This window comes from Streptomyces sp. NPDC048479 (assembly GCF_040651435.1).
Lineage (GTDB): Bacteria > Actinomycetota > Actinomycetes > Streptomycetales > Streptomycetaceae > Streptomyces.
The window spans coordinates 58,706-70,441 of the sequence record NZ_JBEZKA010000002.1; the positions used below are offsets into that span (position 1 = coordinate 58,706).

The 11,736-nt window shown below is 69.9% G+C and carries 9 protein-coding genes and 1 pseudogene; 7 read left to right on the forward strand and 3 right to left on the reverse strand.

The window, feature by feature from the left end; translation table 11 throughout:
* Positions 1-3: 3 nt before the first annotated feature.
* The 5 genes and pseudogenes from AB0D12_RS03070 to fabI form a co-directional block, all read left to right on the forward strand.
* Positions 4-1,347, forward strand: coding sequence for a condensation domain-containing protein (locus AB0D12_RS03070; protein WP_362676496.1), 1,344 nt, complete (start codon positions 4-6; stop codon positions 1,345-1,347).
* A gap of 66 nt (positions 1,348-1,413) precedes the next feature.
* Positions 1,414-2,823 carry a DUF6002 family protein gene (locus tag AB0D12_RS03075; protein ID WP_362676498.1) on the forward strand — a complete coding sequence of 470 codons (1,410 nt, stop codon included), beginning with the start codon at positions 1,414-1,416 and terminating at the stop codon, positions 2,821-2,823.
* Positions 2,820-4,244 (forward strand): hypothetical protein, encoded by a 1,425-nt coding sequence (locus AB0D12_RS03080; protein ID WP_362676500.1) that lies wholly within the window; start codon positions 2,820-2,822, stop codon positions 4,242-4,244. Before AB0D12_RS03075 ends, AB0D12_RS03080 begins: the two co-directional genes overlap by 4 nt.
* The gene (locus AB0D12_RS03085; RefSeq protein WP_362676501.1) at positions 4,241-5,377 is read left to right on the forward strand and encodes a hypothetical protein; all 1,137 of its coding nucleotides are present in this window, start codon (positions 4,241-4,243) and stop codon (positions 5,375-5,377) included. The genes AB0D12_RS03080 and AB0D12_RS03085 overlap by 4 nt, the downstream gene beginning before the upstream one ends.
* A gap of 5 nt (positions 5,378-5,382) precedes the next feature.
* A pseudogene (fabI, locus tag AB0D12_RS03090) lies at positions 5,383-6,140 on the forward strand (enoyl-ACP reductase FabI); the annotation flags it as partial.
* A gap of 18 nt (positions 6,141-6,158) precedes the next feature.
* Here the strand turns inward: fabI and AB0D12_RS03095 are convergent.
* From AB0D12_RS03095 to AB0D12_RS03105, 3 genes are all read right to left on the reverse strand, one after another.
* On the reverse strand, positions 6,159-7,019 hold the full coding sequence (locus AB0D12_RS03095; RefSeq protein WP_362676503.1) for an AfsR/SARP family transcriptional regulator: 861 nt from the start codon (positions 7,017-7,019) through the stop codon (positions 6,159-6,161).
* A 29-nt stretch (positions 7,020-7,048) separates the two neighbouring features.
* Complete coding sequence (locus tag AB0D12_RS03100) at positions 7,049-7,807, reverse strand: thioesterase domain-containing protein (RefSeq protein WP_362676505.1); 759 nt, start codon at positions 7,805-7,807, stop codon at positions 7,049-7,051.
* Positions 7,808-7,925: 118 nt separating this feature from the next.
* Positions 7,926-8,768 carry an AfsR/SARP family transcriptional regulator gene (locus tag AB0D12_RS03105; RefSeq protein WP_362676507.1) on the reverse strand — a complete coding sequence of 281 codons (843 nt, stop codon included), beginning with the start codon at positions 8,766-8,768 and terminating at the stop codon, positions 7,926-7,928.
* 328 nt (positions 8,769-9,096) lie between these two features.
* Here AB0D12_RS03105 and AB0D12_RS03110 point away from each other — a divergent pair, with 328 nt between their 5' ends.
* Entirely contained in the window at positions 9,097-9,411 is a 315-nt protein-coding gene (locus AB0D12_RS03110) for a hypothetical protein (protein WP_362676509.1), read from the forward strand.
* Positions 9,412-9,418: 7 nt separating this feature from the next.
* Positions 9,419-11,671, forward strand: coding sequence for a TOMM precursor leader peptide-binding protein (locus AB0D12_RS03115; RefSeq protein ID WP_362676511.1), 2,253 nt, complete (start codon positions 9,419-9,421; stop codon positions 11,669-11,671).
* The last annotated feature ends 65 nt before the right edge of the window (positions 11,672-11,736 follow it).

The window sequence follows — 11,736 nt, forward strand, 5'->3', positions numbered from 1 at the left end:
CCGATGGACGCCGAACCGTACGGTCTGCAACGGGAGATGCTGCTGCGCGCGGAGTTCGGGGCCGACGGCCATCCGGTTGTGCACCGCTATCCGCCGGTGCATGAACTCCTGCTGCTGCGCGGCCCGTTGGACACCGCATTGCTGGGCCGTGCCGTGCGTCGGGCCACGGAGGATGTGGATGTGCTGCGCGGGCGGCTGCGCGCCCGCGGTGACGGCACGGTGTGCTGGGTGCCGGACCGGGGCCGCCCGCCGGCCCGTCTGGAGGAGATCGAGCCGGGACCGGCGCGCCAGGTCATCCGGGCTTCGCTGCGGGAGGCCGCCGAGGCGTCGTTCCATCTCCAGGACGATCCGGCCGCGCGCGTCCTGCTCGCCCGCACCGGCCCCGACGAGCATCTGCTGCTGATCGCCCTCGACCATTCATGCGCCGACGGACGCACCCTGGTACTGATCATTCGTCATCTGCTGGACCAATATGCGGTATTGGCGGGAGAGACCGCCCACGCGCCGGCGTCGTTCCCTTCGTTCCACGCCTTCGCCCGGCCGTTCGGCGAATCCGCCGAGCGGACGGCCACCCGGGCGTACTGGCAGAAGGCGCTCGGCCGGGCCGCGGACGGACACCGACGGCCGCGCTTCCCCGGCGCCAAGGACAGCGAGGTCACTTCGTACAGCACCGACGCCGCCGCACAGCTGGCCCTCGGCGACGAAGACCTCGCCGTCATCAACCGGCTTGCGCAAACGGTGGGCAGCGACCGCCACCGGCTGCTGCTCGCCGCGACCCAGCTGGTCCTCTCCGCCTGGAGCGATGAAGCCGAGCCGCTCTTCGTACCCTTCAACTACTTCCGCAACGGCCGCCACCGGCGCGACTGGCTCAATGTCCCCGGCCCGCTCGCCGAGCATGCCGTCACCGTGCCTCCACAGCAGGAGCCACGTCTGCTCGGCGACTGGCTGGCGGGCTTCGTCCGCGCCAATGCCGCAGCGCCGCCCTTCCACGGCCTCTCGCTGCGGGAGCTGGAGACACCGGCCACCGAGGACAACCGGATCGCCGTCTTCAACTTCCTTCCGCCCCTCGGCAGGCTGACCGCCGCCGGGCTGCGAGTCCTGCCCTGCCCGCCCGAACTGGCCGCGGAGATGGAGCCCGAGGACCAGACCGCGCGCTTCGCGCTGCGCGTCCGGCTGGTCCAGGACATGGACGCCCCGCTGATCTTCCGTATCGAGCACGACCCGCGTGTTCTGCCGGACGGCACACCGTTCCTCGACGCCGCTCTCGGCGTGGTGCGGGCCGCGGACCGGCGGCCCGGCCGGCCGCTCGCCGCGGCGTACCGGAGGATCCGGCAGCACTGGACATGAACCCGCGCCGATCACCCCCCACCTCTTCTTCTTCCCTTCCTCAGCAGAGTCAGGAGTCAGCCGGACATGAACAGCACTGAGACAACCGACCGGTTCCAGCACGCCGATACGGCAGTGGTCCCCGCCCTGTCCCGGTACTGGGAGACGGTGGGCCGAGCCGTCCGGGCCATGCATGAACACAGGTCCCTGCCCGGCGACTTCACCCCCGGCGCCGAGCTGCCGCCGCTCGACGGCGCGGTGCTGCGCTACCTCGAAGCCTCCGAGGCCGCCGTCGTCCGGCTTCCCGACTACCGCGGCACCCGGATGCGGCTGCTGGATCTGCGCCGCAATCCCGGTACCCGTACCACCAAGACCTTCGGTTCTCTGGTGATGGTGGCCAGGGCCGTGGCATACATCCGGCGTACCGGCGAGCCCGTCACCCTTCTCACCCCCTCGTCCGGCAACAAGGCCACCGCGCTGCGCGACGCCGTGCTGCGCGCGCACCGGGCCGGGCTCGCGGACCGGGACCAGCTGCGGATCGTGAGCGTCGTGCCGGAGCGCTCCCGCGTCAAACTGTGGGACTCGCCGCTCAGCTCCGACCCCGAACTGCGCCGCCGCAACCCCGTGGTGACCTACCCGGGACCGGACCCCGCGGGAGTCAAGGAACTCGCCCGCAGCTACTACGACGAGAACGCGGACATGCTGCGCACCCGGTACGGCGGCGCCCTGTGGTACACCCTCGACATCGCCAACTACCAGGCCGCGGACACGGTCAGAGCGCTGATGGAGGAGGAGCTGCTGCCCCCGCCGCCGGCCGGCGGCCGCCTGCACGCGCACGCCGTGTCCAGCGCCTTCGGTCTGCTCGGCCACCACTACGGAATGTCGTTCACCGGTGGCGGCCAAGAGCGGGTGCCTCCGCGCTACTTCCTCGTACAGCACCTCAACACCCCTGACATGGTCCTGGATCTGCTGCACGGGGATTCCTCCCACGACCGGATGCCCCGCTACACCCTGGAGGCGGCCACCGGGCTGTACCACCAGAGCAGCGACCCGCACTTCCCGCGCACCGCCCACCATCCCGACGAGGTCATCGACCCGACCTTCTACACGCGTACGCCCATGACCAGCCAGGTCATGACGCCGCTGATCCGGGCGAACGGCGGCGGGGGCATGGTCGTCTCGCTGCACGAGTGCCTGACCCGCTACCCCCAGATCCGCGAGATGCTGCGGCCGGCCGGGGTCGAGCTCCCGCACGATCCGCGCATGCTGCGCGAGTGGTCGCTCGTCATGGTCTTCACGGGTGTCATGGAGGCCGTCGACCGCGGGCTGCTGACCGAGCCGGAAGTGCTCGTACACGGCTCGGGGTCGTACGCGGAGACGGACTTCTCGCCGATATCGGCCCAGCGGCTGCAGAGGGCGGAGCACCCCGCCGAGCTGCATCCTGTCGTGGTCCGTGCCATGGGGCCCGCGTCGTCGCACCGGGGACGGCGGCCATGACCGGTACCGCGTCCCTGCGGACGGGCAGCTCCCATCCGTGGTTCCTGGACGACGAGCGGCCCGCACCTTCCGCTCTGCGGACGGCGTCGCCGAGTGAGGTGACCGCGCTGCTGCGGGAAGAGCTGGCGGGGCTGAGCGTGTCGCTTCCGGGGCCCTGGGTGCCGGCACAGCCGTTCGTACTGCCACGGCAGTCCTACGACGAGCTGTTCGGCATCGCCCGTACGCTGCTGGCCCTGGTACGCCGGGCTGTCCTCGCCCTCGGTACCGGATGGCCCGCCCGTGCGGAGGCGCTCGGCGCGGATCCGCACGACTATCCGCTGCTGTCCGGGCAGGACAACACCGAGACCGCGTACTGCTCGATGATGGCCCGCCCGGACATCGTCATCGGGGAAAACGGCCCGCAGCTGCTGGAGTTCAACGTCAGCGGCACCTTCGGCGGCCCCAATGAGTCCCACGGTCTGACCGAGGTCTGGCAGCACACGCATCGCGAACGCTTCTTCGGACACGATCCGCTCGCCACCAGGGTGCGCGCCTTCGAGGACGTGTGCGCGAGCCGCCGGCTGCCCAGGGCGATCGCGATCATCGGAAGTCTCGGCGATCTCGAGGGCGACGACGCCGACATCCGCTTCCAGGAACGCGAACTGGAGCAGTTCCGCCGCCGCGGCTTCACCGCCGACTTCCTCGAACCCGACCGGCTGCCGGAGGCACTCGGCCGCCCCGGCAATCTGCGCTACCCGCTCGGACTGCGCAACTTCGCCCCGGCCGACTGGCGCGAACGCGGTCAGAGCCTGCGCCCTGTGCATGACGCCCAGCGCGCGGGGCTGCTTCTCCTGCCACCGCAGAGCAGCGGGCTGCTCGCCAACAAGAAGGCCCTCGCGCTGGTCTCGGAGGGCCGCCCCTGGATGACCCGCGCCGAACGCCGACTCGCCGAACGGCATCTTCCCTGGACCCGTATCACTCTCCCCGGCCGCACCCGCTGGGAGGGACAGGAACATGAACTCCTGGAACTGCTGCTCGTCCGGCGGGAGCGGTTCGTCCTCAAGAAGGCCATCGGCATGATGGGCCGCGAGGTCCTCGTCGGCCGCTACACCGAGCCCGTCGACTGGCGGCAGGCGGTCGAGTCGGCCTTCGCCGCCGGCGACAGCATCGTCCAGGAGTACGTCGAGCCCGCCACCTGCGCTCTCGAACTCACCGACGGCACCAGCACGTTCACCGCCCAGGTCGCCCCCGTCCTCAGCCCGATGCTCTTCGGCGACCGGCCCGGCGGATGCTGGGCACGCTTCCTCACCGACGGCGCCAGTGGGTCCGCCTCCCGCGGTGTGATCAGCGTCGGCGGGGCCGGCGCATCGGAGAACGCCGTGCTCACCTGGGCCGACCCGACTGCGCGCCCTGCCGCCGGTACCGAGGAGGAGCGCCGGTGATCCGACGACAGAACCCGCCCACGCTCGTCGTCGTCGGCACGGGCTCGCTCGCCCGCGCCGTCTGTGTGGCACTGGCCCGCACCCCCGCGGCGCAGGGCCCCAGCCAGGTGCATGTCCTTGGCCGCGACAGCCGGCGTGCCTCCTCGGTCTGCTGTCTGGCGCGCGCCGAGGCGGCACTCTGCCGGGTGCCGCGCCGGTTCCTCCCCGGTGAGCTGGACTCCGACGACGCGGTTCTGAGGGAGCGGCTGGCGGCGGTGGGGACGGGCACAGTGCTCGTGTGCGCCTCGTGGCACTCGCCGTGGGAGCGAGACCGTACACCGTCCGCCTGGACGAGAGTGCTGGACCGCTGCGGCTTCGCCGCGACCCTTCCGCTCCAGGCGGCCGTCGCCCTGCGCGTCGGCCGCGCACTCCAACAGGTGGACTCCCAGGCCAAGTTGGTCAACGCCTGCTATCCGGACGCGGTCAATCCGCTGCTGTACCGGCTCGGACTCCCGGTCGTGTGCGGGGTGGGCAACGGAACGCTGATCACCACTTCGGTACAGACGGCGCTCGGCCCGGCGGCCCGGCGGGGCCTGCGGGTGCTGGCACACCATCGCCATCTGCACCGGCCCGACCACCCGGACGACGAGGCCAGGGTCTGGCTCGGCGACCATGAACTGGGCGGTGTCGGACAGCTCCTGGCCCAGCAGCGCGGCGTACCGCGCGAGGCACTCAACCCGGTCACCGCGCACACGGTGGCCCGCTTGCTCACGGCGCTGCACGGCGGCCCCGAGCTGCGCACCGCCGTGCCGGGACCGCAGGGGCTGCCCGGCGGATATCCCGCGCGGGTCTCGCGACGGCGGGTCGAACTCGATCTGCCGCACGGTCTCACGCTGAGCGAGGCCGTCACCTACAACGAACGGCTCACCTTCGCCGAGGGGGTACGTATCGCCCCGGACGGGGATGTGCAGTTCGCGCCCTCCGTCCAGGACGCGCTCCGGCCCCATCTGCCCCAGTTGTGCGAGGGCTTCCGCGCGAAGGACACCGCCCGGGCGGCGGCACAGATGTGGCAGGCGGCGCAGCTGCTGCGGCGCCGGGAGGATCCGGCCGATGCCGTGTACGCGCGGAATGCCGCGAACGGCGATGAGGGGTGACACGGATGGGGAACGGGCTGCTGGAGGGCCGGCGGATTCTGGTGACGGGCGTGCTCAACCGCTTCTCGCTGGCCTTCCACACCGCCGCGCTCGCTCAGACCGAGGGGGCCACGGTGGTGCTCTCGGCTCCGGGGGCCACGGCCGGCCACACCGCTCGTACGGCCGCGCGGCTGCCTGCTCCGGCCCCGGTCGTGGAGCTGGATGTGACGTCCACCGACGATCTGGCAGCGCTGCCGGACCGGCTCCGCAGCCATGTGGACGGGCTCGACGGCATTCTGCACGCGATCGCGTACGCGCCCGCGGAGGCGATGGGCGGCGGCTTCCTCACGGCCGGCCGGCCCCAGGTGGCGCAGGCGCTGCAGTCTCCACGTACTCGCTGCAGTCACTGACCGCGGCCTGTCCTCCGCTGCTCGGCCGGGGCTCGTCCGTCGTCGGCCTGGACTTCGACGCATCCGTGACCTGGCCCGACTACGACTGGATGGGCGTTGCCAAGGCGGCCCTTGAGTCGACGGCCCGCTATCTGGCGCGGGACCTCGGCCCGGCCGGCGTCACCGTGAATCTGGTGGCGTCGGGCCCGGTCCGTACGCTCGCGGCCCGGGGAATTCCCGGAGCCGAGTCGTTCGAGGCGCTGTGGGCGAAGCGCGCCCCGCTCGGCTGGGACTCGTCCGACCCGGAGCCGGTGGCCCGGGCGTGCGTCGCACTGCTCTCCGACTGGTTCCCCCGCACCACTGGGGAGATCGTGCATGTGGACGGCGGCTTGCATGCCACCGGGCGTGAGCTGTCAGCGCGCCCGCAAGGCGCGCTCGATGCCTGCGCCGGCTCCGGCGCCCACTCCCACCCGGACGGGCTCGGACGAGACCTCCAGGTCGAGTGAGGATTCCAGCATCGCGCGCTGCAGATGCTGGAGCCGGGGGGACGGGTCGAGGCCCAGCTCATGAGAGAGGACCGAACGCAGTCGCTGGTACACCTCGAGCGCGTTGCCGCGCCGTCCGGAGCGGTACAGCGCGAGCATCAGCTGCCCCTGGGTGTCCTCGTGCATCGGATGCTGGGCGGCGAGTCCGGACAGCTCACCCACGAGTTCGTGGTGGCGTCCGAGCCGCAGATCGGCCTCGATACGCTGGTTGAGGATGCTCAGGCGCGACTCCTCGAGCCGGGTCGCCTCGATCTCCAGCAGCGGTCCGCACTGTACGTCGACGAGTGCGGGGCCGCGCCACAGGGCGAGCGCCCTGCGGAAGGAGTCGGACGCCACCGGGCAGTTGCCGCTCTCCAGGGCGCGATGCCCGGTCCCGGCGAGCCGTTCGTACTCGGAGACATCGACCACCCCGCCCTGGGTGTCGAGCAGATAGCCGCCCGACTCCGTGACGAGGATGCTCTTGGCGCCGTTCGGCAGCTCGGGCCGGAGGGCCCCGCCGAGTGCGGTGCCTATGAGGTTGCGTAGCTGAAGAATGTAGGTCTGCAAGGTGGTCTGGACGCTGCGTGGCGGGGCTTCACCCCACAGCTCCTCCACCAGCGTGCCGACCGAGACCACTTGGTCCGGGTGCATGGCGAGCAGGGCGAGGACCTTGCGTGGTTTGACTGCAGTGGGGACGACAGAGACTCCCGACTGGATGACCCGGCAGGGCCCCAGCACGCTGATGTCCATATCCGCTACTCCCTTCGAGGCGTTGAAGCTCAGGCGATCGGATGTGGTGCGAGATGGCGCAGTTGTGCCGCGAGCAAGGTGGGCAGCTCGGCGTCACGGACGAAGAAGTGACCGCCCGGGACCGTCCGCAGATCGAAGGCGGCGCTGGTGTAGCGGCTCCATGCGGCGACCGCCGGAGCGGTCGCGACCAGGTCCTCGGCACCCGCGAAGGCATACAACGGGCTTGGCAGCCGTTCGCCGGCCCCGTCCCGCAGGCTCCGTGCGAGCCGGAGATCGTCACGCATGGTGGAGAGCAGGATGCTCAGCCACTTGGGCCGCTCGAAAAGATAGGGCGGCAGCGTGCCGTACCGCGCGAGCGCGGCCAGCAGTCCCTCGTCGGGCAGATCCGACTGCTCGACGAGCGGGGTGGGCAGATGGGGCGCGGCACAGGCGCCGACGCCGACCAGCAGCGGCGGCCGCTGCCCGGCCCGGACCCGGTGGAGCGCGAACCGGTAGGCGACCAGGGCGCCGAGACTGTGCCCGTAGAAGGCATGCGGCACATCGAGCAACGGGCCCAGATATGTGTCGAGTTCGGCGAGCAGTTGCCCGGAGTCGGTGATGCGCGGCTCCCGCAGTCGGGTCTCCCGGCCCGGCAGCCGTACGGGAAGGACCTGCACGTCCGCCGGGAAACGGGCACGCCAGCGGGCGAACGTCAGAGCCCCGGCGCCCGCATGATGGAAGCAGAACAGCCGGAGCGCCGGGTCCGGCAACTCCGAGATTCCGGGCGACACCGCGAGATAGTGGTTCACGCCGCCTCCTCACACCGCACCGGTTTCGACTACGCGGGTCCCGATCGTCACGACCACCACTGGAAGGCCGCTTGATCAGAGCTGGAGTGAGGTGGAGCGGGTTCACCCGGGTACGGCGTCAGCCGGTGAGAACGCCGGCACCACCCGGGCGGCAAGAGCCGCTCCACACTTCCATGGCTTCCTCACCGCGGAGGATTGCCTGGTGAAGCCGCTGAATTCGGGGAGAAGGCTCAAGGCCCAGTTCCTCGATCAGGGTTTCGCGAAGGCGCTTGTAGGCGATCAGTGCGTCGGATGACCTGCCGTCCGCACAGTAGGCGAGCATCTGCAGCGCCCGCAGACTCTCGTGCAAGGGGTGGCGTTCGCACAGCGCGCACAACTCACCGAGCACTTCCCGGTGCCTGCCGAGCCGTACATCCGCGCCGATGCGTCGCTCCAGCGCGCCGAGGCGGCTCTCCTGCAGGCGGGTCACCTCGATACCCAGATGCCGCCCATGGGGTACGTCGGCCAGCGCCGGGCCGCGCCACAGCTCAAGAGCCGCGGTGAGACTGCCCGATGCCGCGGCCATGTCGCCGACTTCGAAGGCCGTGTGGCCGGCACAGGTGAGCCTGTCGAACTCCAGGGCATCGACATCGGCGGGATCCGCGTCGAGCAGATAGCCGCCGTGCCGTGTCACCAGCACGTTCTTGTCCCAGACCCCCGTCGTTTCGGGAATCGCGGCACGCAGTCTGCGGCGCAGTTGCAGGATGTACGTCTGCAGCGTGGTGGGCGCGCTGCGCGGCGGGCCCGCGCCCCAGAGCTCTTCCATGAGGACCGGGACGGGCACGATGTGCTGCGCGTTGAGGGCGAGAAGAGCAAGGATCTGCCGCGGTTTGGAGGCGCTGGGAAGGACCGAGACGCCCGCGGCCTCGCCGCAGAGAGTTCCCAGTACCTCGACGCGCACTCGGCGCCCCCTGTTCGGCATGGTCTTTTCCTCACCCCGTCGGACAGCTCCTCTGTGGCGAGAAGCTGATTCACGGAGGGTCCCATGCAGCACATGTGCAGAAACAGTGACCAACTCACAAGCCACGCATGGAGATCACCTGGAACGGGCCTATGAAATCTTCACATCCAGGGAGATGACGCCCCCACTGTTCGATTCAAGTCACCCGACAGCACACTGCTCTCGTATGCGCAGCCGAACATCCGCAGGGGAAACATCCGCCCGGCACCGTTCACATCACGATGGGAGCACGATGATGTCTGGTTACGCGTCCAGCGGAACCGCAGCTCAAGGGGCCTGCACCACCTCCGTGGAACACGACTGGCGTTTCGCCGAACTCGTCGCCCGGAGCTTTCTGCAGCCGGAACTCGCCCTGCGGTACGCGCTGGAGCCGCGCAATGTTCTCGCCGAATTCGGCATTCCGATGACACCGGAAAGCACCGTCCCCGCGCTGCCGGCGGAGGCCGACATCGAAGTCACGATCACCAACCTCAGTTCCTCGGGGGAACCGGACGCCGCGCACTCCGTGCGTGGGGCGGTACGTGCCTGCATCTGCTTCACCGAGCAGCCCTACCCCCCTGGGCCGGCAGCCCGACAGGGCGCCGTCGGCACCCTGCCTGTGTGAGCCGCACATGGATTCCCTATGGCCACGGATCGGGTTCAGGAGACACCTCACCACCGCTGTCATACCGGGCGAGGCGACCTATCTGGTCTCCGAACAGGGTGTCACCGCGATCGAGGGCGACGCAGTAGCAGCCATCGCTCCTCTACTCGACGGCAGCCGGGACCTGCCCGCCCTTGTGCGGGACACCCAGGGACTGCTGTCGCCCACCGAACTCGGCAGTCTCCTGGGGAAGCTGACGCAGGCGAATCTGGTCACCGGGTATTCCGCGCCGCAAACCGAATCGACGGACCAGGACGCATCGGCGTACTGGGAAGCCGCCGGTCTGGAGGCGACGCTTGCCGGAAGGGCGCTGACCGAAAGCCGGGTCCGATTGCTGGATTTGGGTGACGTCGGCGGGCCGACCGCCCGGGACGCCTTTTTCACCGCCGGGGTCGCGCTGAGCGGCCCCGGCGGCTGTGATCTGACGGTCGTCCTGTGCGACGACTATCTCCTGCCTCAGCTGCGTGACATCGACAAGGAACAGCGCCGTAGCGGACGTCCGTGGCTGCTCGCCAAACCACATGGCGTCGAACCATGGATCGGCCCGGTGTTCCAGCCGGGCGAAGGGGCCTGCTGGAGCTGTATGGCCTACCGGCTCAAGCACCACCGCCAGCCGGAACAGCTTGTCGGGCAGGCGCTCGGCATGTCGTCGCCGCCGACGCCGCCACGCGCGACCATCGCCGCGAGCCGCTCGCTGGCCCTGCAGGCGATCGCCGTGGAAGCCGCCAAGTGGGTTGCCGGCTACCGCGACAAGAGCCAGCTGGCCATACGAGTTCTGGACACTCTTCAGCTCGCCATCCGGGCACATCCGGTCGGTCAGCGGCCGCAATGCCCCGAATGCGGCGACCCGCGGCTCGTCGGGGACCGCGTGCAGCAGCCCGTCACCCTCACGTCGCGGCCCAAGAAGACCTTCAGCGGAAACGGTCACCGGGCCCTGACGGCCGAACAGGTCATGGAACGCTACGAGCACCTGGTCGGCACGGTCACCGGAGTGGTCAGCTCGCTGCACCGCGCGCCCGGCGGTCCCGACTTCCTCAACGCGTACCGCTCGGGGCCCAATCCAGCATGGACCGCGCGCAGTCTCGCGGCGTTCCGCTCCGGATTGCGCAGCCAGAGCGGTGGCAAGGGGGTCACCGCTCTGGATGCGAAGGTCGGCGCGCTCTGCGAAGCGGTGGAGCGTTACTCCGCAACGATGCACGGGGACGAGCCGAGGATCCGCGCCAGTCTCAGGGAGCTGGCCGGGGAGGCGATCCACCCCAATGAGTGCCAGCTGTACCACGAGCGGCAGTACACGGACCGACTGCAGTGGAACGCCGTACAGCCACCGTTCCAGTACATCTGCGACCCGTTCGACGAGAAGGCGGCCGTCGACTGGACGCCGGTCTGGTCGGTCACCCACGGCAGGCACCGGATGGTGCCGACCGGGATGCTCTACTTCGCCCCACCGCCCGCCAAGGGGCCCTGCTTCACCGTGGCCGACTCCAATGGCAACGCGGCGGGCAGCAGTCTCGAGGACGCCATCCTGCAAGGCTTTTTCGAGCTCGTCGAGCGGGACTCGGTCGCGCTGTGGTGGTACAACCGCACCTCACAGCCGGCAGTGGACCTGGACTCGTTCCCCGACCCGTGGATCGACGGGATGCGCGCCGAGTACTCCTTGCTCAAACGGGAGTTCTGGGTGCTCGATCTCACCTCCGACCTGGGCATTCCGTCGATGGCCGCGATCTCGCGCCGGACCGACAAGCCGGAGGAGGACATCATGTTCGGCTTCGGCTGCCACTTCGATCCCGATATCGCACTCCGGCGCGCACTCACCGAGATGAATCAGCTGCTGCCCGCCGTACTGGAGGCGCCTGCCGAGGACGACTTCGCCCTCCTCGACTGGTGCACCCGCCGCACACTTGCCAATCAGCCCTATCTGGGCCCCGATCCGAAGGTCCCGGCGAAGCGCCGCACCGAGTACGGCTACACCCTGCGCCCGGACCTCCTGGACGACGTCCGGGCCGCGGAGCAACTGGTCCGCGCACACGGCATGGAGCTGCTGGTCCTCGATCAGACCCGGCCGGATCTGGAGCTCCCGGCAGTGAAGGTTCTGGTACCCGGATTGCGCCACTTCTGGACACGCTTCGGTCCCGGCAGGCTCTATGACGTACCTGTGCGTCTGGGGCGGCGCACCACGCCGATTCCCTACGAGGAGCTCAATCCGATACCGCTGTTTGTCTAGTAATGACAGTCACGGCCCCGTTGCACTCGCCTAGGATCTGAATCCACGCTACGCAGTGCAACGGG

Excerpts from the sequence above, each read along its gene's own strand:
- AB0D12_RS03070 (WP_362676496.1), top strand. The coding sequence starts at position 4 with ATGGACGCCGAACCGTACGGTCTGCAACGGGAGATGCTGCTGCGCGCG.
- AB0D12_RS03075 (WP_362676498.1), top strand. The coding sequence starts at position 1,414 with ATGAACAGCACTGAGACAACCGACCGGTTCCAGCACGCCGATACGGCA.
- AB0D12_RS03080 (WP_362676500.1), top strand. The coding sequence starts at position 2,820 with ATGACCGGTACCGCGTCCCTGCGGACGGGCAGCTCCCATCCGTGGTTC.
- AB0D12_RS03095 (WP_362676503.1), bottom strand. The coding sequence starts at position 7,019 with ATGGACATCAGCGTGCTGGGGCCCTGCCGGGTCATCCAGTCGGGAGTC.
- AB0D12_RS03105 (WP_362676507.1), bottom strand. The coding sequence starts at position 8,768 with ATGCCGAACAGGGGGCGCCGAGTGCGCGTCGAGGTACTGGGAACTCTC.
- AB0D12_RS03115 (WP_362676511.1), top strand. The coding sequence starts at position 9,419 with ATGGATTCCCTATGGCCACGGATCGGGTTCAGGAGACACCTCACCACC.